Here is a 24,034-nt window from a genome sequence, read left to right as displayed (position 1 = left end):
CGTTAATACCTTATGTAAAGATTGATACTACCCAAGAAATTGCCTGACCGAAAATATTCTCTGTTAAGAATTTTTTCAAATCAACTGGATTTCGATTCAATGTATCGTAATACCAAGCAGTGTATTCACTCACTTGTGGAATTGAATATCCATATCGTGTGTTAATTGCTTTAATCAACTCATTAGCAAATAGTGAGTGACCATACATATTTGGGTGAACACCATCTAAACCAAAAACACCTGGTTGGTTAGGAAGTGGCCAATTTGCTCGCGCATTTCCTGGTGACCAACCTGAAGCACTACGAATAGGTCTTCCATTTTCTTTAAGGTCATCAAAAATCACACGTAAGTCAGCAACTGCAAAACGCATTGTAGCAGCCTGAGCTTTGATTTCATTGTTCAACATATTTAAGAAGTTGGAAATAGTTCCGATTTCATTCGCATCCAAAACTTGGTTCGGATTTGATACTGAGTTTCTAAAAAATGCTTTGAGTCCAGAGTAGTTTGCTCTGCCACTTGGATCTTTGTAAGGTTCAAGGAAAGCAATTGCTGTTACGTTTGGAACAGTGAATAAAACCCCACCTTTTAAACTTCCCATAGCAGCCATTCTTCTGAAAAATTCACGAATGTCTCTTTTGAAACGAGCTTCATCTAAACAATCAGTAGAAGTATGAAGTGCTGTACAAAGTACGTGGTTTGCTCCAGCAGATCCAAATAAGAAAGTTGGTTTTACTTTCTCCATCACTTGTGCTTGTGTTCCTGCATCTCGTAAACCAAATCTGTGAAATTTGTCTGGTTCTTTACAATCAGCAACAGTCACCCAACGATATGTATACCAATACCACTTTGCCCAGTACCATTCTTTTGCTTGTTTCGTAGCTGTGATATCTTCACATTTACCAGATGTTTTTAATAGAGTTGTATACTCTGCACCTGTGATCCCTGCATGTGAAGGCAAGGAAACAGTGGATTTGTTTCCACCAATGATGCTTTCCGCAATACAAAAAATCCCACAATCCCACTTAAGTACATCTTCTAAGTTTACGAATGGTCCTTTCAAAACATTATAAGAAACCGATGCTCCTGCTTGTTTCGAAACCAGTACGGGATAAGCCCAGTCCTGTGTTTTTTTCTCTACAGTAACACCAAAGAATCCTTGGCTTAAGGAATCTCCTACGACCCCAACTCTCTGGAACATTTCACCTTGTGTTTGCGCAGATAAAGAACCTGCCAGAAACAAAGCGAGCACCAAACTGAATGCTTTATTTGTCTTCATATTTCCTCCCAATCGGAATATTTGCAACATACTTTGAATAATTGAGACATTTTGGTGTCTTTTTGAACGAGTGTCAAATAATTTATTTCCGAACCGTTGCAATTTTTTGAACTAAGTTCATAATAAATCTCACTACATTTGGTTCCAATTTTTCATTTACGCTAAGCACCCCCACAGAGAACCATGTTTAATTGATATTGAGATTAACTCTCATTATCAAAAGGAGACAAACAACTGATGTTCTGGAAGCGAATTTTTACCATCGTACTAACACTTGGGATATCCACGATAGGATGCACCAAACAAGATAATAACGAAGCATCCCTGCTTGTTTCCTTAGCCGTTGTTGGTGCAAGTGGAAACCAAGCCGCCTTTTTAGAAACCTATTCACAAATTGCCTTTCAAAACTATAGCGATGCTTATGCGGACATAGTTTTGATGAGGGAAAAGGTAACTATTTTTACGCAAAAAGCATCCCCTACTCTTTCCGAACTAAACGAAATCAGAACCCTTTGGAGGAAGGCTAGGAGAAGTTACTTACAAGCGGAAATTTTCCGTTTTAGCCAAGGACCAGTTGATAATCCAAATCTTACAGGAGGTGTGGAACTCGAACCATTGATGAATTCCTGGCCATTAGATGAAGGATACATTGACACAGTTGTGTTAACAGGAACGGTCACAAAACAAGGATTAATCGATGCAAACCAAGGTGATTGTTCAGGAGGAACTTGCCCCGATGGAGACACTGCTAAAAATATTTCCGTTGGTTGGCACGCTATAGAATATATCTTATGGGGAGTTGATGCGACAAATAACTCAACACCAGGTACAACCATCACCCAAACAAACTTTACCACTGCGAATGGATCGGGAAGTACACAAGCAAAACGTTCCGCTTATTTATTGTATGCTACAGAAATTTTAGAATCACATTTACTGCTCATTAAAAATGCATGGGATCCTTCTTTGTCGGGATCCTATGTTCAAAAATTCAAATCGAGTTCCACTTCCTTTGAAAATATCCTAAGAGGGATAGCCAAGTTTGCAGGTGGTGAATGGGGAGGAGAAAGAATGACTGGTGTTTTTGGCGGTGACCAAGAAGAGGAACATTCATGTTTCTCAGACAATACAAAAGCGGACTTTTATTATGATGCCAAAGGTTTAGAAAATATCTTTAACGGAACATACATTGGTTCCAAAACCATTACGGGATATGGATTGAAAAACCTATTAGGAAAAGAAACAAATTATATCAAAGATCGGATCACGACAGCAGAACAATTCTGTTTGAATGAATTTTCCGAAGACACTTCCCTCAACCAAACCTGCAGTGGCAACCTTATCTCCAGTCGTTTTGATCGAATGATTGGAACAGTCAATGTTTCAGGTTCTGCTACTGAAAATGCAGATTACCAACTCTTTCGTTATCAAATCCAACCTGCCGTACAAGAAATCGCAAAGTCAATGCAAAGAACAGCAGCAAGTTTCGGAGTTTCCATCGGCGACGATGGTCTTGTTCTAGAATAAATAAAGAAAAAATGAAATACATCCACCTTATCCTTGTTCTAATATCATTTGTCATAGTAAGTTGCAAAACACATTCAAATGATGATGAAAAAAATTCAATTTTACTTTTGGCAGTTTTATCTGCCACGACATGTTCTTCGGGAGATTCATTGAATGACCCTTGCGAACAATACAGTGGCGGAGAAACCACAACATTTGATTCCACAGAATCTGCATTTGATTTAGAAGCTGCCAATGTTTTAGATTCCAGAAGGTCTATTGATTTCCAAGATGGGAATGCCAACTTTAACCGAACATGGTTACCCGCAGGTAACTCTTCTGTTGCTGGGCTGGGGCCAGTTTTTAATAACAGGTCTTGCCAAAGTTGCCATGTAAAAGATGGACGAGGCCGCCCCCCCGCAGACGGAACGAGTTTATCTTCCATGTTAATACGTTTGAGTGTTCCTGGAAACAACCCAACAACGGGGGGACCAGTTGCGATGACAAATTTCGGCACCCAATTGAACACAGAAGGGATTACCGAATATGGAACTGGCACTCAAATTCCAAAGGAAGGCATTGTTACCATTACCTACACTGAAGAACCGGGAATCTTTCCCGATGGAGAATCCTATTCTTTAAGAAAACCAAATTATACAATCACTTGGAATGTTGGAGGTGGTGCCACTCAGATCAAAGTAACAAATCCCGGCCAACCTTACCACCCAACAAACAATGCTTCTGGATCTTATTTGATCTCACCAAGAACAGCACCCATGATGCCAGGACTTGGCTTATTGGAAGCAATCCCAGAAGCCACCATACGATCGTTTGTCGATGAATTGGATATAAATGGAGATGGAATTTCAGGTAGACCCAATATTGTTTGGGATACCACACAAGCAAAATCCTTCTTAGGTCGATTTGGATGGAAGGCAAACCAACCAAACTTAAACCACCAAAATGCGAGTGCCTTTCTTGGAGATATTGGACTCACAACATCCATATTTTCTACAGAAAATTGTGCAACAGGACAAAACTTATGTTCTTCCAGTCCCACAGGGAACGGAACAAACCCTGAAATTTCAAATGATCGTCTAGCGAGAGTTACATTCTACACAAGTTTAGTCAGTGTTCCTGGACGAAGGGGATGGAAATCAGAAGATGTGAGAAGAGGAAAAGAAATTTTCATTCAAATAGGATGTGCATCTTGTCATATCCCAAGAATTAAAACAGGCGACCACCCTATCGCTGAAATTGCAAACCAAGAGATTCGTCCATATACAGATTTACTCATCCATGATATGGGAGATGGACTCAGTGATTTTCGACCTGATTTTAAAGCGAGTGGGAATGAATGGAGAACAACACCTTTATGGGGATTAGGACTCATCGAAAGAGTGAATGGACATGAATTTCTGTTACATGATGGAAGGGCAAGAGGAATCCAAGAAGCGATTCTTTGGCATGGTGGTGAGGCAGAACAATCCAAAAATAGTTTTAAGTCATTAACCAAAGACCAGAGAACCAAATTAATTTCATTTCTAAAATCATTATGAAAAAACACAGTATTCGATCAAAAATTATCTTCTATAGTTTCTACATACTTCTGATCAATTGTGGAACAAAACCTGGTCAATCCTCTGATAACGCTCAAATATTAGGACTTGTTGATACCTACTTTCGAAACTATTCAACTTCCAGTTTACTACTTGATATTTCCAACAATCTTATCCTTCCTAAATATACCAATTTAAATAACAAAATCACAAACCTGCAGACCGCTGCCAATGCATATGTAACAACAACTGATGTTACAAACCTTACAAACGTAAGAAATGCTTGGATGGAAGCTGATTTAGCGTATCGGCAAATTGAATGGGCTTATTTTGGTCCCGCTTCCATTCCTTATAATGTGTATTTATATTTAGATAGTTTTACTAGATCCTATCCGATTGATCCAACTTCTATAGAATCCAAAATCACTTCTAATCTAGCACCAACGGGATTAAGAGTTGATGGTATGGATGCAATCGAATACCTACTTTTCAAAGACAATGTTACAACTACCAATACAGCTTTTGCAGATACAAATCGAAAAACATATCTAACCAAACTCATCCAAGACATTAAAACACAATCTGGCTTATTACTTTACCATTGGGATAAATCCAGATCTTCTTCTTTTTATAATTCCTTCACAAGTGCGGGGAAAGGAAGTGTTGATTACCCAAATACAAAAGATGGTTTAACGGAAATCACAAACCAATTAGTTTTTTTCTGTAACACGATGATCGATATTAAAATTGCCGAACCTTCTGGGTTACGCGCAACCAATCTGGGAGTGAAAGATATTACAAAAGTGGAAACTCCTTATGCAAATTTGTCTTTAGACTCACTCGTCCAAAACCTACAAGGTATTTCTGATTTAGGTGACGTGGGGCTCTATCGATTTTTATCTCTCCGTAATGAATCCATTGTCCCAAGGTTACAAGAACAAATCAGAACAACAACGGAATCCGTTAATTCCCTCAAAACAAAGTATGGTACATTCCAAAATGCAATCACAAACGGAAACCAAGATGTAGAATCAATGTTAGGTGAATTCAAAAAACTCCGAGTGATTATCAATACAGAATTAATTAGCTCCCTCGGTGGAACCATTGGAGCGAGTACAAATGACGGTGATTAAGATTTTTAATCAACCCGTCTCCTCTTTATCCTTACAGTTTCTAAGATTTGGTTATGGACTTACAACTACGATCTTAATCATTCGATACTTTTATTTTGGATGGATCCATACTTACTTCATCCAACCAACTTTATTCTTCAAACATTTTGGCCTAGAATGGGTCCCGAATTTACCACCTTCGTTCATATACCTTTTATTTATCATTTTACTTTTGACTTCGATAGGGATTTTATTTGGATATTTTGTTCGCACGAATCTTATGATTTTTACGATCGGATTCACTTGGTTCCATTTTATAGATGCAACCATTTACCTGAATCATTATTACCTGATTTCCATTCTAGGTTTTTTACTTTGCTTATCTCCTATCTCAAAATATGATACACCAACTTTAGGAATTCAAAATTGGATCCATACTCCAATGCCAATTGCAAAACTATGGATCTATGCATTCCGATTGCAAATTGGATTGGTCTATTTTTTCGGTGGAATTGCTAAACTGCAACCTGATTGGATGTGGGAAGCATTACCATTAAAATTATGGTTGTACCAATCTGAAGGGAAACTTCCTTGGCTCGATCCAATTCTTGGACTACCTGTTACCGCTTACGTTTTTTCCTGGATAGGAATTCTATTTGATCTATCGATCCCTTTTTTATTATGTTTCCATCGATTTCGATTGGTAACATGGACTGTAGTCCTTCTCTTTCACTCGTTTACCTCGTTTTTATTTCCGATTGGTGTTTTCCCAATTGTGATGAGTTTATCTTCTTTGGTATTTTTTTCACCAAACTGGCCAAAACAAGTATGGAATCGATTTTTAAAACAAAATCATATCAATATTCAGTTCGAAAACAAAGAGAATGAAAAACCAACAAACAGACATTTGTTTCCAAGAGAATGGATTCTCATCGTTTTTCTTCTATTTCAAATTCTGATTCCCTTTCGCCACTTATTTTATCCAGGTCAGGTAATTTGGACAGAAGAAGGGATTAAATTTTCATGGCAAGTGATGGTAGCCGATAAAGTGGGTGAAGCCCTCTTTTTTGTCCAAGGCAAAACCATAGATCCAAGGAACGAACTCACAGAATACCAGTATAGAATGATGGTCATTCAACCTGAACATATCATTCAATATGCCAAACACATCCAATCGAAAGCAGCAATTGAAACAGGCCAAAGAGACCTACCAGTGTATGTTCAATCCCATGTTTCAATGAACGGCAAACAAGCAAGGCCCTTGTTTTCACCTGATGTAGATTTAACTAAAATCGAAATTAATTTTTTACCATTAAAAGGACTCAATCGATGAATACTTTCCGATTCCATTTTTTCTTATTTGTTATCCTCTTTTTCTTACTGAGCACAAAAAATTACGCACAATCAGGGATAGAAGAGAAAGAACCAACTCTACAAAAGAACGATGGAATCCATGTTATTGGTAACAAAAAAGAAGATCTAAAAAAGATCCCAGGCTCAGCATATATCCTCGATAATAAATATCTACAGGAAGCATCACCAACTGATCCAATGGAAGCATTAAGAAGGGCTCCTGGAGCAAGTGTTAGGTTTCAAGACGCAGCGGGACTCACACCCAATATTGGATTTAGAGGGGTAAGTAATGAAGAATCAAGAAAAACATTAATCCTTGAAGATGGTATTCTTACATCACTTTCTCCTTATGGGCAACCTGAAAGTTATTATTCTCCATCAATTGAAAGAATGGAACGAATTGAAGTGATCAAAGGATCTGGATCCATTTTATTTGGTCCAAATACAATTGGTGGAATTGTAAATTTTGTCACCAAACGCCCGCCAGTGGAATCAACCTTTTATACAAAAAACGTAGGTGGTGAAAATGGATACCTTTCCACTTATAATTCCTATGGTAAAAGTTTTGGATCAAGTGCTTTTGAAGTTTCTCTCTTAAGAAAACAAGGAAATGGATTTCGTAATTATCAAAATTTTGATGTAACAGAAGGAAATTTAAAATGGATCCAAGATTGGAATGAGAACCATAGCACAACTATCAAATTAGGTTATCATATGCAAAATGCGCAGTCGACTTACTTAGGTTTGTCGCAAGGTTTATTTTGGAAAGACCCAAGAATCAATCCGGCCAAGTATGATGAAAAACAATTAAATCGTAGCCAAACCATAATTTCACATAACTGGAAATTAACAGATGAACATGCCATCATCATTCGAGGCTATGTTTCCCAAGCAGAAAGAAATTGGGCAAGACAAGACTTTTTATCTGGAAAATCCGATGAAGGTGGGTATTTGAATCCACCAACCGATACTCTCAGGACCTACTCTCCTGGAATCCTTGGAAATCGACCTGGTGACAGTATCTATATGCGGGAAACATATACGAGCAGAGACCAATCTTTTTTAGTTGGCGGTTTGGAAACAAAACTGGAGTCCAAATTTTCTACCTTTGGTATCAAACATGAAACTGACCTTGGTTTAAGATTCCACGCTGAAAATAATCTTACTCAGACAAATCTAAAAAAAACTGACGATCCATTAGGGTATCTAACCAAAGCAAGTCTTCAAGAAGAATCCCTTACAAATAACTTATTACAACCTTCCTTACCGAATTTTAACCTAAACCGACAAGAAAGAAAAATTGAAGCCTTTGCCTCTTATTTCCAAGACAGAATCCAATTGTCTGAGAATTGGAAATTGATTCCAGGGATTCGATATGAAGAAGTGAGACAAAAAGCAATTACAACTAGAAGGCAAGCGACACAAGAAGATTACAGAATAGGTGCTGTTTTACCCAATGATGTTTCTGTCAATAGAAGGAGTGCAAGTGAATCCAGAACTCATATCATCCTTCCTGGAATTGGAATCACATATGATATTACAAAGAAGTTCATTTGGTTTTCGGGAGCTCATAAAGGATTTTCTCCTCCTACCTTTGGAACTTCCTTTAGCCCACAAGGGAATGACTATAGACTCAAACCAGAAACTTCTACAAATTACGAATCTGGCATAAGAGGTGATTTAACTTCTTATCTTTATACAGAACTAGTTGGTTATAAAATGTATTTTCGTGATCAAATCATCAACGTGAACGAAGTTGGGGGTGAAAATGGAATCAGACCTGCAAACACAGGTTACTCTACACATACCGGTGGTGAAGCTGTTGTTGTTTGGGATCCAGCAAAAATGCAAAAAGCAGAATGGAGAGTTCCCATTGAGTTGATCTACTCTCGCATTGAAGCTAAATCGAGAAGTTTTAATCCTTTCCCAGTATCCCAAACAAGTGATGGCCGAGAATTGATAGAGATTGTACCTGCTTATACAGTCAATAACTACCAATTCATTTCCAGTGATACAACAGGAAATTATTTACCCTATGTTCCCAAAGAAACGATTACGACTGCGATTTCTATTTCGTCACCTCAAGGATACTATGGCCGATTAGAATACCAATACATTGGAAAACAATATTCAGATCTACTAAACACAAAAGATGAATCGGAAGATGGCAATAAAGGGATCATTCCAAAAGTGGAATTATGGAATACAAGTTTAGGGTATCGATCTCCAGACAAATGGTCGGTTTTCATCAATGCAAAAAACATCCAAGATAAACAATATGTATCTGGAAGATTACCGACTGGAATCCAACCAGGTCCATTCCGCCAAATCAATGTTGGTTTTACCTTGGAAATATGATTCGTATTAAAGGAATCAAATTCTATCGAACTAAATTAGTTGACGAAAAGAGATTAAAAATATTTTCCCACTCGATCAAAATTTAGAAGGGCAGACTGTACGGTTGTTTCTTCCCATGAATCAAGAACAACACCATTACCTTTTAAATACACCAATACATCGTTTCGTTCTGCAGTTGGAATTTTTGTTAGTTCTTTTAAAACGAGAGACATACGTTTGGAATTTCTTTCCTTGGGAGTTAAATTGATTTCTTTTTGTAAATCATACTTATCCTTTAATTCCTGACAAAAAGTTTCCCAAACATGTATGGAACTTAAAATAACCTCAAGTCGTTTTCGATTTTCCATTTCCTTTTCGCTGATTTCTTCAGTCTTTTGATTTCCGGAAACCATCATCATTCTTAAATAATAATACAAAGTGTGACTGTTTAATAAAATCTTACGTATTTCATTCTCTCTTAGGTTCGAAAATATTCCGAGTAAGGTTTGCATAGTCATATTTTTTTCTTCCAAAAGATCAAAGTATGCCTCCCAAGTTTGAGGGTCTAAATTCGAAAGGAGATGAATTTTTAAAGTGGGATCACGATCCATCTCTTCACCAAGAGATAAAATTCTCAAACTTTGAGCGGAATCAAACATACTTCGAATTTGCAAAAAATAGGCATTGGAATCAAAATGATCTAATAAAAACTGTTTTCCATATCCAAAATAGATGAATCTCATCAAAAGTTCTGGAGTTATGTTTGGATCGTTTAGAAATTGTTTTGTCGCATCCTCTGTGCGTAACAACCATAAATATTCGAATACCAAGTCGCAAAACTCAGTATCTGACAACATATGTTCTGCTAATGATTTAAGATCTTCACCTTTGTCAATGGAGGAAAAAAATGATAGAAGCTCATTTGGCGATGCATTTTTCCAAAATTGAGAGGCCTTCCATCGCATGTCTATAAGTAGTGTGAAAAAAGAACAAAGTCAAATGAAATTTAGATACTTCTTTTTTTTAGTATATTAATATACATTCCAATACGAACTTAGTAGAAGATTTTTGCATATTTTTCCCCTAGAACCAGTATTAATCGTCAGGATTGAATCATACGTATGTGGAACGGAAACTATCTTTCCGTTAGGTGCCAATACCCCGTCACCCCATTTATTTCCAGACCCAATTCCAGTACTATGTGTTGTATAAGCAAAAGTGACGGGATCAATCGCAAGTATATCTGTGATATCTGCAGGGATGGTGATAATCCTTCCATCGGCAGAAAAAATTCCGCCCCTCCATTTTCCTGACCCTCCTGATGGAGAAACACGAAGCGATACTGAATCATTGCTAGGATCCAAAAAGATAAAATCAGAATCGTTTGAGGGAATACCAACTAACATACCATCAGATGTTACAACAGCATGCCTCCACTTTCCTAAACCTGTTTTTGGTGATGGAATTGTATACGTTCTTTCTGAATAAGGATCTAAAACAAAAATTGAATCGATATCAACTGGGAATGCATAGATTTTGCCATTGGGAGCAAGCACTCCCCCTTCCCACATATTTGATAATGAAACAGGAGAAGGAATGGTACGAACCAAATCTGTTTGAGGGTCTATGACTAAAATTTGATTTGCTGAATTGGGAATTCCATAGATGAGTCCGTTCGGAGCAAGCACTCCGCCGCGCCACTTACCAACACCTGTTAGAGGGGAAGTTAAAAAGTAACTTTGATTCGTGATAGGATTGAAAACAAGGATTTGGTTTGCATCTCGTGGAATTCCATAAATTTTACCATTTGGTGCAAGAACCCCTCCTTCCCATTGAGCAGATCCAGTCGATGTTGTATTCACATTGGTTGAGGAATTTTGCGTTGGTTCAATGACGAGAAGATCAGAACGATTGTAAGGAAGAGAATACACCAACTCTTGGTTCGTAAGAACACCTCCAAGCCATTTTGCTAAACCCGTTTCTGGTTGGGTGAATGTTTGAAAACTCACTCCGTCAGTACCGAATGCAGCTTGTTTCTTTAGTTCTTCGGCCACATACTTCCAACGTCGAGGTTGGATGATGGAAAGAGGGTCCATTTCACAAATGGATTTATTAGGGGCACGAGAACCGCAAAATTCTCGGTCATCATCTGTGAGGATTCTTGCTAAATAAAAATCACGAAAGGATTCCGAGTTAGGATCACAACCATTCCCAAGATTTGGGAGTTCGCAATTCAGGATCATAGATGATACAAGGAGAATTACGTATTTATAATATTGGTTTCCTCGAATTTCCAATCCAAACCCTCTTGATAGAATGATTCCAACCAAGATCGTTAATTTGTCAAATGAAAGAAATTTCTTGCCATAACGAATACTGACTTAAGTATTTTTTCCAAGAACAATTCAATCGGTGACATATAAAATTAGATCAGTGTGTCGTATGCCGAGTCATGCAAAAAGAGACAACTAAGAATCTTACGAATTTTATTTCATTGACGTAGAGTAAAAAAACAATTTATTTGAGACGTCGTCATGGTGAAGCCCCTTTCCTTTTCTGATCCCCATCTTGTTTCTCAGGACTTGTCCCTAGTATACACAATCATTTATCGATAGAACCTATATTCAATGAAAGCAAATACAGAACAATTAAACCTAAGAGCGAGTTCCCAAACGAACTCTGGTTCCGAAAAATTCCAAACTGCAAATTTAGCAAGATGTATCTATACTCTTGTGATGGTTTTGGTATTTTACCACTTCCAACTTCCTTGGATTGTTGTGATTGGATCAGTGCATTTAGTTTTTTCCGTGATTTGGTTTTTACTCATCCACTTTGATATCTTAGTAGAAAAGGATGTTTGGTGGAGTGGTTATGTTCCAGCAACTTTCGATTTGATCTGGCTCACTGTCCTTGCTTATGGTACAGGACATATCACTTCATTTTTTATACTTGGTTACCTAGGTTCAATTGCTCTCAGTAGTATGTCACTTGATCGAAATTATGGTGTTTACAATGCCTTTTTAGCAACAGTCTTATTTAGTGCCATGGGATTTTTTGTGTATTATGATGTGATACCACTCGTGAATATCTTAATGCCACCCGTAAAACCTACATTACTCAGCATATTTATATCCTCTTTATTACTTGGTGGAAGTGCATTCATAGTGAATCAAATTGTATCAAAGTTGTTTTCTTCCTTAACGGATGTGAACGAAAAATTATTAGCAATTGCAATGACTGACCCACTAACAGGCATTTCAAATCGCAGATCTTTTTTTTCCAATTTAGAAATTGAAATGGCAAGGCAACACCGTAGCACATCAACCTATCCAATTGCATTTCTATTGTTCGATTTAGATCTATTTAAATCCATTAACGATACTTATGGTCATGAAATTGGAGACCTAGTGCTCATCGAATTTGCTAATGTATTAAAAACTTCCTTACGAAAACAGGACTTCCCAGCAAGATGGGGAGGAGAAGAATTTTTGGTATTATTACCAAATACCGATTTGGATGGAGCCATTGTGACTGCTGAAAAAATTCGAAGTACCTTCCATTCCTTAAAAATACCAATCAAGGGAAAAGAACTCCGGTGTTCGACTAGTGTAGGAATCTCCATCCTTAAGGACCAAACAACGAATCCAGAATCTGTCATCAATCTTGCAGATGAATTTTTATATGAAGCAAAACGAAAAGGTAGAAACCAAGTTTATTCTGAAAAAAATCTTTAGAAGTATCATCAGATGTGATGGATTTTTTCATTTGGTCACAGCACATCTGAATTTAGACTTTAGGAAAATTCTTTGGTGAGTCGGTCAAAACCAGCATTTGTTCCTTCGATTCTACCTTCAATCTCGATCTTCTGCACTCCTTCATTGGAAACTCCTCCAAGTAGTACAATTTGTTCGGTAAATGACATTTTAGTTCTACCTTCTATTAATGAATCAAAGATGACAGTAACCAAAGAAACTGAAATCCGAATATCATTCATGTACATTCCAAATGCATATACGATTCTTTCATTGGGAATGATATCGTAAAATGTCGCATCAAAAACATGCCGACTTCCAGAAGGTGTGATCACTAAATTGGATTCTTTTCCACCTACTTTAAAATCCAAACTGAACTCCACAGTTTCCCAATCATCATGACATGAAAACCACCTGCGTTTTGACTCTGGGTTCGACCAAGCGGCAAAAACTTTTTCTTTAGAAGCTGGTAAAATTCTATCAATGGTAAAAGATGTATTGGTGACTAACATTTAGTTTACTTTATACTCCATCCGAGTTTTCATCTGAAGATTCGATTAAAAATTGACTTAATCGATCAAAACTACGATTCCAAGCCGACTTCCGTTCATCTAACCATGAATTGATGCCATTCAATTTAGAAAAATTTAATTCGTAAGTTCGAACTCTGCCTGATTTGTTGGATTGCACTAACCCACCATTTTCCAATACTTTCAAATGTTTTAATACAGAAGGTAATGCCATATCCAATGGTTCAGCTAATTCCTTTACGGAAGCAGATCCCAAACTCAATCGTTCCACCATCTGCAAACGACTTGGGTCAGCAAGTGCATGAAAAATTTGCTCAATTCCAGGTTCGGTCATTTTCATATTGGAATCATTTCAGTGTCTAAAATCGTGAAAAAAAGTCCTTACTTTTTTTCTTTCAAAAATCTTGTTGGAATTTGATCAAAAAAAGGATACATGTGAAAATATGGTTCTGCTTCGTCTAATGTTCGCTTGACGGAACTTTTTTCCAATAGTCTTTCAAAATAATTGGTTAGTTTTGGATAACCATTGCGAAAGCTAAGAAGAGTATCGGAATAAAACAAAGCAGGAACAGCGGAACAATCTGCCATGGTAAAGTGATCAGATACAATGTAGTTTTTTGTATCCAATTGTTTTTCTAACATACCATATGCGACAGGTAATCTTTCATAAGCACGTTCAACACCAAATGGATCTTTTTGCCCTTCAGTCCGAATACGATCCAAAACAATCTTTTGTACAGAATCGCTGATGTATAAATCAAAAAATCGGTCCCAGAGTCTCACTTCAATGGATTCTTGAGGAAGAGATGGTAGTAAATTGGCAGTCCCAGGATAAAATTCACTGATATATTCAATGATGACACTTGTCTCTGGGATGATTTGGTTTCGCAGGCGATCCCGTAATAATGGAATTTTCCCGACAGGCCAATAGGCAAATAATTCCGATCTAGACTCTTCCTCCAAAAGGTCTACGAACCTAGGTTCAAATTCGGTTCCATTTTCATACAATGCTATGAGGACCTTGTGACAAAAAGAAGCCAGCGGGTGGAAATAAAGGAGCAGGTTTCTTGGGTTATTGTTATCCATTTGGCTAACTTTCTATATCCAGACTGATTGGCAACTTCAATAGTTATCTAATTGGATAACTATTTATCTTTTCCTCCGAATTCCCACCTTGGGGAACAAAAACATGAACATTCTAACAAAAAAATGCGATTCCTTGCGTTGTTTCTTTTCAAATCAGGTGGGTGTGTTATAGGGGTGAGCGCCACCTGCCCACGAGCCACTCCCCTCCTCCCTAACTCGGGTGGGGGATTTCTGTAAATTCTCAGAATTTAGGATCGATTATACTTTCTACAAATTAACCTGATTCACAAAATATTGATGATGTCAATAATTCGAATCTTAGATCATCTAATCTAAATTTTTCATTCATCACAATAAATCGAAATACTTTTGGAAGAATAAATTCCACCGATCAAGACATGGATTAGTTTATCTTTCCAATCTCTATGCAATACAATTGCCTTGGTTTTTTCATTCTTACAATTTGATTTAGAAGGATCAGAAACTTCAGTATATCCAAACACCAAACTTGTCTGATGTGTTTGATTTTGTTTAAGCTCCATCTTATTAATATCTAATTCTGTTTTTTGTATTTTAATCACAGTTGTATGGCATCGGCCAAAAAAAAACAAAATACTAAAAATTGTAATCCATTTCATAAACATTCCTATTTAAAAACAACTAATGTCCATTGTCCTTGGGGTATATACCCCAAGGGTAAAATTTTCATATATTCCATCCGAAAAGGAAGTGTATTCGTGGATTTCTTTTACATCCGAATTTTTGCACAAATCTTCCATACCGTATTCTAATTTAGATGGATAGAGCCCCCAAAAATAAAACTTTGAATGAATTTTATATGATTTTCCGTTAGTTGACTCCTTTAGATAATACTTACATCTTTCACAAGAATCAACCTTGTATCTTGAATGATAACAACTAACATTTAGAGTAGTTGTAAAAAGTAAAATTAATGCCAAATTAAATTTCATAAATCTATCCTCGTTAATCTTCATGCCTCATCAATTAAATCGAATTTCAATTAATGAGAAACGTTAAATTTTCAAATGAACCAACGGTTTAACAAACAAACCACATTGATCAAAATCATTTTTCGCAGGATAAATTTTCGCATCATCACCTAACTTTCCATCAAATCAATTAGTCTGCCTAAATACTTTAACAGCATTACTACCTGTCCCAACAACTACATAGATATAGGAATTAATCCCATCGTATACAGAGGTAGATGAAAAGATTCTCGTATATCCACCGCCGAGACCCTGAACAGATTGAAGAGTAAAATCCGCATGCCCATTCCCATCATCAGTAGGATTGATTTCAGTAGCAGTAGATTTGTAGATCCTTGTTCCGAATTGATTGTCAAATCCGATGTAAAGAGAACTACCATTCACTTGTAATAATGAGATAGCCTTGTTGTTCGAATCGGAACCAAAATTGGATGCAGTTGCAATCTTTTTCCAATTCGAATTTGTCCCACAACTCACTTCACATTTCCAAAGTTCGGCTCCGTTATTAGTTGTCTGGGTAGTACTATTCGTCTCACCGGCGGAAAGGTTTCTAGCTAAATACAATCGACCATTGTATTCTACCATTAATGGTGCTCCTTTTTGACCAGGACTTAATTTTTGTAAACCCGTTGGTGATCCAGGTAGAACCAAAGTTGCATTCCCACGTTCAGCAGCTCGCAAAGATAAAGCCAAGCTAAAATGTGCGCTTGAAGTGGGAGGAGTCGTAGTTGAATGTACAACACCTCCATTATTTGCTAAAAACAATTTTGGTCCACCTAATGTTGGATTTGCAACATATAACATACTATCTATGCCCACAACACAGCTACTATTTCCAGCCTTACAAGGATTATCTATGCTCGCGTTTTTTCCAATATAATTGACACTTCTTAATGATAAATCGGAACCCGCTCCTAAGGCAACTTCTCCACCTGTTTCTGTTAATGAATGAACAGCAACTGCAGGGGCTTGCGTTCCATGTGCTGAAGATGCTGCGGAATAAACTCGATCATTGAAGCCATAAATTGTTTGAATACTCTTAGTATTCCCTCCTCCAGTTGCTGACCATGTTGCTTCTTTCCAATCAAGTACCGAATCTTTATCCTGTGTGTAGTAGACCTTATTGACCCCATCCTTTAAATTACCAATATATAGAAGTTCAAAATTAGAAGATGAGATGGTTGAAGTAATACTTGTAAAACCGACAACTCCATACTCTGAATTAGGGCCGATGGAATCTGCTCCACAAGTCCCCGATGCATTGGTACCAAATCCAGTCGCATTAGAGCAAGTTGGAGACAAAAGATTGAGAAAACTAAATGTTATTAATGTTGAATTAAGACCAGAAGGTTCAAATCGAAATGCTGCTGAATTTTTATCGTTTGTTCCCAAATAAACTTTGCCATCATAATTAAATGAAAAGGAAAAGGTAGTACCGTCCAGGAAAGGATCATCAAAGTATGCTCCATCTGCAAATGAATCAATTGGTGCTCCAAGTCCCATAAAACCAGCTCTATCCTTCGGTTGGGATTGGACATATTCAGAATCACTCGCATTTCGAATTCCTTTAAATGAATTACCAGTGTTATTAAATTGATCATCATCAACATTGTTAGCAACAATTACGGTATATACATAACCACCTTGAGCTGTCTGATGAGTAAGTGTCACAGTGTTATCTTCGTTTCCAGTCCCTACCATTGCATTGGTTACACTTCCCAGTGCTGTTGGTATTTTGTATCTCTCTGAACAAGAAGAAATAGTAGAACAAGAAGAATCAGCTTTCACAGATTTACTAAAAGTAAGCTTAATGCTATTCGCAGTAATTGCTTGCGCTGAAATCAATTTCAATTGTTCCACACCAATGAAATTGAGCGAACTGGGTGAACCCATAGTGTTCGGAGTTGAAGCTATATCAACAACTGTAGAAGCAACGACAACTTTATATCGGATTGTACACTGAGCCCAACCAACAATATTAAGTTTGTAAGTGCTAGAACTGACTTTCGTCACAGATGATACTGATGGAGAAGTAGGATCCGCACAAAGATTATTATTAGATGAACTATCATCCTCAGTTATGATCCAGTTAGATGGAACAGTAGCATCTGTTACTCCACCTCCAGTTGAATTCACTGCTTCAGAAAATATAACCTGAATCGTCGTTGAATTCGTACTAACTGCACTTAAAAGATACGGCTTAACGGAATCTTGCCCAGTAAAGTTTAATGAATTGGGACAAGCAATTTGGTTATTAGCAAGGTCTTTTATGGCACCAGCACCTGTATTATTTACGAGGACTGTATATACTTTTGCCTGTGTGTTTGCAGAAAAATTTATCTTATATTCGGAAGGAGATATAGGTGTTATAGAACTGATAGAAAAATCAGCAGTTTGGGTAGAACCAGAAAAATTATCCAACGTAGCGCATGATCCTGCTTGGGTATTTGGATCTGCAACCTTCCAATTTGCAGTTGAACCAGCTTGTGTAATATTTACATTCTCAGTGAAAGAAACAATTACATAATTTGCACCTGATCCAGTCACTGTTGATAGTTCAGGCGATGTACTGTCAGAAGTAATTGTAACGTTTGCAGTTCCAGTGATTCCATCCTTTGTTGCCAATATCTGTACATTTCCTGAACCAGCTGTTGAAATAATACCTTGATTAGGTGACGAATTGCTTACCGTGGCAACTGAAGTATTTGATGTACTCCAAATAACTTGAGAAGTTAAATCCATAATGGTACCATCTGAATACGTTCCAGATGCAGAAAATGGTTGGGTCTTCGGGAAACCTGAAATGTGTTGTATAGAAAAAGTGGAAGGAGTGATCGCTAATGAAGTTAAAGTGATTCTCCTTACTTCAAGTGCCGTATTTCCAACAATAGCCCCCTTTGTAGCTTCAATGATTACCGTTCCAGCACTCACGGAACTAGCATAACCTGCATTGAGTGTTGAATTACTAATGGTTGCAATTTCGGTATTGGTTGAATTCCAAACAACGTTTGAAGTTATATTCTGACTTGAACAATTTGAGTAAGAACCTGTTGCCGTAAACTGAATTCCAGTCCCTAGAGCAATAGGATTCGTCGGAGTAATTGTGATGCCAGTTAAATTACAATTCGCAACTATCAAACTAGTACTTCCTGAAATCGCACCTTTTGTAGCAAGGACAGTTGCTGTCCCAGCACTTGATGTTGCTGTGACTAGACCTGTAGAAGCCGATATCGTCGCATGGCTAATTCCTGATGAAATTGACCACGTAACCTGATTCGTTATATCTGCTGTAGTACTATCTGAAAATACTCCAGTTGCACGAAATTGTTTGGTGTCATTGATAGACATCGTGTTGTTTGCTGGAGAGATTGTTATCGCAACCAAACTAGAATTAGAGACATTCAAAGAAGCAGTGTCCGAAACGGAACCAAAACTTGCAGTAATTAAACTAGAACCAACTCCTATTGTTGACACAAGCCCTGTAGTATTAATCGTTGCAACGGCAGTTTCCGATGAAAGCCAATTGATTGAAGGATCAGAAGTAAGATCTTGTGTGGTAGAGTCAGAAAAAAGACCTACTGCTTGAAATTGAGCTTTATATCCATTGGCCAAAGTTACCTCTTTACTTGTCACTTGAATTGTTTTAAGAGTAGCGGAGGTAACGGAGATTCTTGCTTCTGCTTTCATAGATTGATAATCAGCGGTAATGATTGTTGTCCCTGTTGAAGTTGCAGCGACAGATGTACTGACTCCATTTTTATCCACTATCACCAAGTTGGTATCGGAAGATGTCCAAGAAGTTTCGGATGTTATGTCTTGAGTCGTTGAATCTGAATAAATCGCAGTAGCTTTTAGGTTAGCAGAAGTCCCTTTTGCAATTTGAACATTCTTAGGTGATATCTCAATAGAAGATAGGGACTTACCAGAGTTTCCTCCAAATAATAATGAAATAAGTGAGTTTGATCCTCCAGAAGAATTTCCGCCAAAAATACCAAATAAAGCTGCTGAACCAACAGGCCATGCCATACAGGAACTGAATATTACCGTACTAAAGATTAGAATGATTGCTTTATGAATTAAGAATGTAAAGGATACTTTCTTCATCTGAATTACCTGCTACACTACAACAGGACGTGAAGAAAAAGAACTACACTACAGTTACATATTATTTTTTAGAATAAATCTAACCCGAGATTTTTGATTTGTTTTGATACTCAAGTAATTGAATTGTATATTTCAATACTATTCTTTCGTATAATCACCTAGTTTTCTTTTAATTCATAATTGATTTCAGAATGAATTCAGAAATATTTTTTAAATGATCAACTTTTCACCGGAGAACTACTTATTTTGTACTTATTCCAATGGATTGATGTATCATTGAATCGAATCTTTAAATTTAAAAATCCATTGAAATAGACAAAGAAACTTCACATTCATTTCAGTAGAATCAAATCACCAACAGACTTCTAAAAACGATCGTTCCATCCTTTGTTTTGTTTCGAATTCCAAAATCTCGTTTTCGTGTTTCAAAGTGATATCGATGTCGTCCCAACCATTGCGGATTCGATTCACGGAAGCAGAATCCAATTGGAATGAAAAGCTATGTTCCCCCGCTTTCACTTCATATGTTTCTAGATTGATTTGGATTTGTGCGATTCCTTGTTTGGAAACCCATTCCAACAAAGTATGGATTTCTCCTTCTTGCAATCGAACCAGTGCGATTCCATTCTTAGCAGCATTGATTGAAAATATGTCTGCAAAAGAAGGTGCGATAATCACTCGGAATCCAAAATCAGCAAGTGCCCAAGGTGCATGTTCCCGACTCGAACCACAGCCAAAATTTTTTCCAGCGATGAGAACACTCGCATTCATAAATCCCTCTTGGTTCAAAATGAATTCTGGATTCAATGCCTTTCCTTCAAAATCTAAATACCGCCAATCATGGAATAAATGGGTACCAAAACCATTTTTATTGATTAACTTCATAAATTGTTTAGGAAGGATTTGATCGGTATCAATGTCCTCTCTTGGATTGGATACAACAACTCCCGAATGGATAGTCCAATGATTTGTTTTCATGCGAAACTCCTCACATCTGTTAATTTTCCAGTCACTGCTGCTGCGACTGCCATGGAAGGACTCACTAAATGTGTCCTTCCTCCTCTTCCCTGCCTTCCTTCAAAATTACGATTCGAAGTGGAAGCACATCTTTCTCCCGGTTGTAAAACGTCGTCATTCATTGCAAGGCAAAGAGAACAACCAGGTTCTCTCCATTCAAATCCCGCTGCTAAAAAGATTTTGTCCAAACCCTCTTGTTCCGCTTGCCGTTTGACTCCCCGAGAACCAGGAACCACAATAGCTTGTACATTCGGATGAACTTTTTTTCCTTTTGCCACTTCCGCAGCAGATCGTAAATCTTCAATTCTGCCATTCGTACAAGATCCGATAAACACCTTATCTATGTTAATTTCAGACATGGGAGTCCCTGGTTGTAAATCCATATAAGCCAAAGCATTTTTTGCAGTTTCTCTTTCCCGTATTTCTTGGAACTCTTCTGGATTAGGAATGACACTTCCAATTGATATCGTCTGTGATGGATTTGTCCCCCAAGTGACCTGTGGTTCAATTTTTGAAATATCCAATTCGATCTTAGAATCAAAAATAGCATCGACGTCTGAAAAAAACGTTTTCCAATACTCGAATGCTCTTTGAAAACTTTCACCTTTTGGAATGTGTTTTTTATCTCTAAGATAATTAAATGTTATCTCGTCTGGTGCGATAAGACTTGCTCTTGCACCGGCTTCGATACTCATATTACATAAGGTCATTCGAGCTTCCATCGATAATGATTCAATCCATTCACCTGAATATTCTATCGTATATCCTCTTCCTCCGGAAGTTCCGATTTTTGCAATGAGTGCTAGGACAATATCTTTTGCCGTAATCCCAAATCCAGGTGTTCCAACAAAACGAACTAACATTGATTTGGTTTTTGCTTGTTTTAAGGTTTGTGTCGCAAGAACATGTTCCACTTCACTCGTACCAATACCAAACGCTAACGCTCCAAAGGCACCATGGGTTGCTGTATGAGAATCTCCGCATACAATCACAGAACCTGGGATTGTAAAACCCATCTCTGGGCCAACAACATTTACAATTCCTTGTTCGGGATCTTCTGGGCCATACAATTGGATCCCAAATTCCTTACAATTTTTCTCCATAGTATCAATTTGTAAACGTGAGACAGGCCCCGCAGCATCTCTGTTTTTCCGATCCCTAGTGGAAACATTATGATCCACAACTCCAAAGGTGAGATCTTTCCTTCTCACATGACGATTCTTAGTTCTTAAGCCTTCAAATGCTTGGGCTGAAGTCACCTCGTGGAGGATATGCCTGTCCACATATAATATCGTTTCAGAATCAGAACTTTCTATGATCCGATGGTTTTCCCAAATTTTGTCGTATAGAGTCTGTCCCATATTTCCCTCTTGGTAAATACAATATCAAAAATTTGAATATAATGCAAATAAATTGGTTTTATGAAATATATAACTAAAAGTAATATGTATTTATGGAATTCCGACAGATCATCTACTTTCTAGAAATCTCAGAATCAGGAACATATCAAAAAGCAGCAAGTCGATTGGGCTTAACACAACCAGCACTCTCCAAACAAATGTTCCTTTTAGAAAAGGAACTAGGGATCACTGTATTGGAAAGAGGAGGAAAATCAGTTCGACTCACGCATGAAGGAGAAAGGTTCTATCAATATTCAATTCGGATGAAAGAGTTGTGGGAAGAAATTCAAAATGCTTTTTCAAAAGAGAATGAATTAAAAGGTAACTTTTCTATTTCTGCAGGTGGGACAGTATCTGCTTGGATCTTACCTCAAATCTTAAAAGATATTCTAAAAAAAAGACCAGGACTCTCCCTTTCCGTTCGAGAAGGAGATGCCTCTGAAACTAAGGACGCAGTATTAAAAGGTGAAGTTGAGCTTGGTATCTTAACCGGACCCATTTCGGAACCGAGTTTGAATGTATTGGAATTTTTATCCGACAGAATTTATCCTGTTGCCGCAAAAGACCATCCAATCTTCCAAAAAACAAAAATCAAAATTGAGGATTTAAAAAAACAACCTTTTGTATGTTTCCATCCAGGTTCCGCGCTGAGAAAGGCCGTCGAAAAAAAGATTAAATCATTTACAAAAGATTTTGGCCCAAACATCGCGATGGAACTTAGGAGTGTAGAATCCGTGGTCAAATCATTAGAAGCAGGACTTGGAATTGGATTTTTATCTGAATATTCTATTAATTCGAAATTAAAGAAAATTAAATTCGATGACTGGAACACCGATCGAAAATTTTACCTCTGTTATCGCAAAAAATCGGGACCAACACTTGCTTATCTCGCCGAAGAAATTCTCAAATCAGCAGAAAAATGGGAAATAGAACGAGAATAAGCGATCAAATGGAATTTGCAATACCGCCTAACAAACTCTAAGTGGAATTAATTCAAACAAGGAAACTATTGTTCGACACAAATTAACTGTTGGTTACTTAAATTACAAGGATCAGGAGTCCAACCAGCTGTGATATCAGCAATCAGCGTAGAATTTCCTTGCCCCATAATACCCGTAAATGATCCAGTCGCACTTCTCCACAAGTCACAAGTATTACCTGTATTGGTTGTCCAATTGGTATTTAATCCAGTCCAATACTTTGAATTGACTGAGAATCTCACTGACAAAGTAGTTACGAATAATCCTGCCGAATTTGTTGTACCGATAATTCCTTCTGATTGACGATATGTTCGATTCGGTGCGAATACCCAATCGATTTGTCCATCACCTATATTGGCAGTAATTGATGCGTTCCTAGTTACTCCATCGACAACCATTGCTTTATAATTTCCGGTACCAGGATAATTTGCATCAGCCATACAGGAAGTATCAAAATTTTTCGCACTTCCCGGGTTTGGAGGGTATCCAGAATTCGTTAGGAACAAATTACAGGGATTACAAGTGGGAGCACAAGAAACAGAAACCGAATTCACATCAGAATTCTTAATGATGCCATCACCATTTGTGACGGAACACAAAAACCCTGCAGGTTGGTTAGATACCTTTACCGAATACGAAGATCCACTGGTGAGAATATTCAAAAAATAAAAATTTTTGCTGCCATTCTCAACCGACAATGTAATAATTCCATTGAGTGATAGCCTTAATCCAGAACTGATTAACCCTGTTACGGATCCTCCGACTGAATAAGGGATAATGTTTGATATATAATCCTTACCACAAATAGGAGAGTTATCCTTAGTAAAGATTTTCGAAATTTGAACTTCTTTAAAAGTATCTGAATTTGGATCACAAAGATTATTATTTTCTAATGCCTTACAATCCGTTAAAATTAGAATCAATAAACAAATTTGGAAGAGGAGAGGTAAAAATCTTTGTCTCTTTGGATTCATTTTGAAGCCTAATTGAAATGATTTTTGATTTCTCAATC

At 37.4% G+C, this 24,034-nt stretch carries 19 protein-coding genes; 7 read left to right on the top strand and 12 right to left on the bottom strand.

The window, feature by feature from the left end:
• Nucleotides 1-10 precede the first annotated feature (10 nt).
• Nucleotides 11-1,276, bottom strand: a complete 1,266-nt coding sequence (locus DI076_RS00805; protein WP_420870358.1) for an SGNH/GDSL hydrolase family protein — start codon at nt 1,274-1,276, stop codon at nt 11-13.
• 237 nt (nt 1,277-1,513) lie between these two features.
• On the opposite strand from DI076_RS00805, the gene DI076_RS00800 reads away from it, so the two are divergent.
• From DI076_RS00800 to DI076_RS00780, 5 genes are read left to right on the top strand one after another with little or no spacing between them, the layout of a single operon-like run.
• Nucleotides 1,514-2,803, top strand: coding sequence for an imelysin family protein (locus DI076_RS00800; RefSeq protein WP_108958168.1), 1,290 nt, complete (start codon nt 1,514-1,516; stop codon nt 2,801-2,803).
• A gap of 11 nt (nt 2,804-2,814) precedes the next feature.
• On the top strand, nt 2,815-4,341 hold the full coding sequence (locus DI076_RS00795; protein WP_108958167.1) for a di-heme oxidoreductase family protein: 1,527 nt from the start codon (nt 2,815-2,817) through the stop codon (nt 4,339-4,341).
• Nucleotides 4,338-5,474: an imelysin family protein gene (locus tag DI076_RS00790; protein ID WP_108958166.1), complete on the top strand. Its 1,137-nt coding sequence runs from the start codon at nt 4,338-4,340 to the stop codon at nt 5,472-5,474. The genes DI076_RS00795 and DI076_RS00790 overlap by 4 nt, the downstream gene beginning before the upstream one ends.
• The gene (locus DI076_RS00785; RefSeq protein WP_108958165.1) at nt 5,461-6,786 is read left to right on the top strand and encodes an HTTM domain-containing protein; all 1,326 of its coding nucleotides are present in this window, start codon (nt 5,461-5,463) and stop codon (nt 6,784-6,786) included. Before DI076_RS00790 ends, DI076_RS00785 begins: the two co-directional genes overlap by 14 nt.
• Complete coding sequence (locus DI076_RS00780) at nt 6,783-9,164, top strand: TonB-dependent receptor family protein (RefSeq protein ID WP_108958164.1); 2,382 nt, start codon at nt 6,783-6,785, stop codon at nt 9,162-9,164. The genes DI076_RS00785 and DI076_RS00780 overlap by 4 nt, the downstream gene beginning before the upstream one ends.
• 53 nt (nt 9,165-9,217) lie before the next feature.
• Here the strand turns inward: DI076_RS00780 and DI076_RS00775 are convergent, their stop codons facing one another.
• On the bottom strand, nt 9,218-10,108 hold the full coding sequence (locus tag DI076_RS00775; protein WP_108958163.1) for an LBF_1199 family protein: 891 nt from the start codon (nt 10,106-10,108) through the stop codon (nt 9,218-9,220).
• 66 nt (nt 10,109-10,174) lie between these two features.
• On the bottom strand, nt 10,175-11,386 hold the full coding sequence (locus DI076_RS00770; protein WP_108958387.1) for an NHL repeat-containing protein: 1,212 nt from the start codon (nt 11,384-11,386) through the stop codon (nt 10,175-10,177).
• Nucleotides 11,387-11,770: 384 nt separating this feature from the next.
• On the opposite strand from DI076_RS00770, the gene DI076_RS00765 reads away from it, so the two are divergent.
• The gene (locus DI076_RS00765; protein ID WP_174704995.1) at nt 11,771-12,877 is read left to right on the top strand and encodes a GGDEF domain-containing protein; all 1,107 of its coding nucleotides are present in this window, start codon (nt 11,771-11,773) and stop codon (nt 12,875-12,877) included.
• Between the two features lie 59 nt (nt 12,878-12,936).
• On the opposite strand, the gene DI076_RS00760 is transcribed toward DI076_RS00765, so the two are convergent.
• From DI076_RS00760 to leuC, 8 genes are all read right to left on the bottom strand, one after another.
• A complete protein-coding gene (locus DI076_RS00760; protein ID WP_108958162.1) occupies nt 12,937-13,407 on the bottom strand; it encodes an SRPBCC family protein in 471 nt (156 codons plus the stop codon).
• Nucleotides 13,408-13,417: 10 nt separating this feature from the next.
• Entirely contained in the window at nt 13,418-13,765 is a 348-nt protein-coding gene (locus DI076_RS00755) for an ArsR/SmtB family transcription factor (RefSeq protein ID WP_108958161.1), read from the bottom strand.
• Between the two features lie 41 nt (nt 13,766-13,806).
• Nucleotides 13,807-14,511 (bottom strand): glutathione S-transferase family protein, encoded by a 705-nt coding sequence (locus DI076_RS00750; RefSeq protein ID WP_108958160.1) that lies wholly within the window; start codon nt 14,509-14,511, stop codon nt 13,807-13,809.
• Between the two features lie 341 nt (nt 14,512-14,852).
• Nucleotides 14,853-15,149, bottom strand: a complete 297-nt coding sequence (locus DI076_RS00745; protein WP_108958159.1) for an LIC_10461 domain-containing protein — start codon at nt 15,147-15,149, stop codon at nt 14,853-14,855.
• A 12-nt stretch (nt 15,150-15,161) separates the two neighbouring features.
• Nucleotides 15,162-15,482, bottom strand: coding sequence for a Bor/Iss family lipoprotein (locus DI076_RS00740; RefSeq protein WP_108958158.1), 321 nt, complete (start codon nt 15,480-15,482; stop codon nt 15,162-15,164).
• Between the two features lie 165 nt (nt 15,483-15,647).
• Nucleotides 15,648-19,625: a beta strand repeat-containing protein gene (locus DI076_RS00735; RefSeq protein WP_108958157.1), complete on the bottom strand. Its 3,978-nt coding sequence runs from the start codon at nt 19,623-19,625 to the stop codon at nt 15,648-15,650.
• A gap of 351 nt (nt 19,626-19,976) precedes the next feature.
• Nucleotides 19,977-20,603: a 3-isopropylmalate dehydratase small subunit gene (gene leuD / locus DI076_RS00730; RefSeq protein WP_108958156.1), complete on the bottom strand. Its 627-nt coding sequence runs from the start codon at nt 20,601-20,603 to the stop codon at nt 19,977-19,979.
• Nucleotides 20,600-22,003 (bottom strand): 3-isopropylmalate dehydratase large subunit, encoded by a 1,404-nt coding sequence (leuC, locus tag DI076_RS00725; protein WP_108958155.1) that lies wholly within the window; start codon nt 22,001-22,003, stop codon nt 20,600-20,602. Before leuC ends, leuD begins: the two co-directional genes overlap by 4 nt.
• A gap of 92 nt (nt 22,004-22,095) precedes the next feature.
• On the opposite strand from leuC, the gene DI076_RS00720 reads away from it, so the two are divergent.
• Nucleotides 22,096-22,983 carry a LysR substrate-binding domain-containing protein gene (locus DI076_RS00720; RefSeq protein WP_108958154.1) on the top strand — a complete coding sequence of 296 codons (888 nt, stop codon included), beginning with the start codon at nt 22,096-22,098 and terminating at the stop codon, nt 22,981-22,983.
• A gap of 65 nt (nt 22,984-23,048) precedes the next feature.
• On the opposite strand, the gene DI076_RS00715 is transcribed toward DI076_RS00720, so the two are convergent.
• On the bottom strand, nt 23,049-23,996 hold the full coding sequence (locus tag DI076_RS00715) for a DUF1554 domain-containing protein (RefSeq protein ID WP_108958153.1): 948 nt from the start codon (nt 23,994-23,996) through the stop codon (nt 23,049-23,051).
• Nucleotides 23,997-24,034 lie beyond the last annotated feature (38 nt).

It is taken from the genome of Leptospira ellinghausenii, from assembly GCF_003114815.1.
GTDB classification, from domain to species: Bacteria; Spirochaetota; Leptospiria; order Leptospirales; family Leptospiraceae; genus Leptospira_A; species Leptospira_A ellinghausenii.
This window is presented reverse-complemented; position numbering and strand designations above follow the sequence as displayed.

Excerpts from the sequence above, each read along its gene's own strand:
- DI076_RS00740 (WP_108958158.1), bottom strand. The coding sequence starts at position 15,482 with ATGAAATTTAATTTGGCATTAATTTTACTTTTTACAACTACTCTAAAT.
- DI076_RS00785 (WP_108958165.1), top strand. The coding sequence starts at position 5,461 with ATGACGGTGATTAAGATTTTTAATCAACCCGTCTCCTCTTTATCCTTA.
- DI076_RS00745 (WP_108958159.1), bottom strand. The coding sequence starts at position 15,149 with ATGAAATGGATTACAATTTTTAGTATTTTGTTTTTTTTTGGCCGATGC.
- DI076_RS00805 (WP_420870358.1), bottom strand. The coding sequence starts at position 1,276 with ATGAAGACAAATAAAGCATTCAGTTTGGTGCTCGCTTTGTTTCTGGCA.
- DI076_RS00780 (WP_108958164.1), top strand. The coding sequence starts at position 6,783 with ATGAATACTTTCCGATTCCATTTTTTCTTATTTGTTATCCTCTTTTTC.
- DI076_RS00775 (WP_108958163.1), bottom strand. The coding sequence starts at position 10,108 with ATGCGATGGAAGGCCTCTCAATTTTGGAAAAATGCATCGCCAAATGAG.
- DI076_RS00760 (WP_108958162.1), bottom strand. The coding sequence starts at position 13,407 with ATGTTAGTCACCAATACATCTTTTACCATTGATAGAATTTTACCAGCT.
- DI076_RS00715 (WP_108958153.1), bottom strand. The coding sequence starts at position 23,996 with ATGAATCCAAAGAGACAAAGATTTTTACCTCTCCTCTTCCAAATTTGT.
- leuD (WP_108958156.1), bottom strand. The coding sequence starts at position 20,603 with ATGAAAACAAATCATTGGACTATCCATTCGGGAGTTGTTGTATCCAAT.
- DI076_RS00720 (WP_108958154.1), top strand. The coding sequence starts at position 22,096 with ATGGAATTCCGACAGATCATCTACTTTCTAGAAATCTCAGAATCAGGA.
- DI076_RS00755 (WP_108958161.1), bottom strand. The coding sequence starts at position 13,765 with ATGAAAATGACCGAACCTGGAATTGAGCAAATTTTTCATGCACTTGCT.
- DI076_RS00790 (WP_108958166.1), top strand. The coding sequence starts at position 4,338 with ATGAAAAAACACAGTATTCGATCAAAAATTATCTTCTATAGTTTCTAC.
- DI076_RS00735 (WP_108958157.1), bottom strand. The coding sequence starts at position 19,625 with ATGAAGAAAGTATCCTTTACATTCTTAATTCATAAAGCAATCATTCTA.
- DI076_RS00795 (WP_108958167.1), top strand. The coding sequence starts at position 2,815 with ATGAAATACATCCACCTTATCCTTGTTCTAATATCATTTGTCATAGTA.
- DI076_RS00750 (WP_108958160.1), bottom strand. The coding sequence starts at position 14,511 with ATGGATAACAATAACCCAAGAAACCTGCTCCTTTATTTCCACCCGCTG.
- DI076_RS00800 (WP_108958168.1), top strand. The coding sequence starts at position 1,514 with ATGTTCTGGAAGCGAATTTTTACCATCGTACTAACACTTGGGATATCC.
- DI076_RS00765 (WP_174704995.1), top strand. The coding sequence starts at position 11,771 with ATGAAAGCAAATACAGAACAATTAAACCTAAGAGCGAGTTCCCAAACG.
- leuC (WP_108958155.1), bottom strand. The coding sequence starts at position 22,003 with ATGGGACAGACTCTATACGACAAAATTTGGGAAAACCATCGGATCATA.
- DI076_RS00770 (WP_108958387.1), bottom strand. The coding sequence starts at position 11,386 with ATGATCCTGAATTGCGAACTCCCAAATCTTGGGAATGGTTGTGATCCT.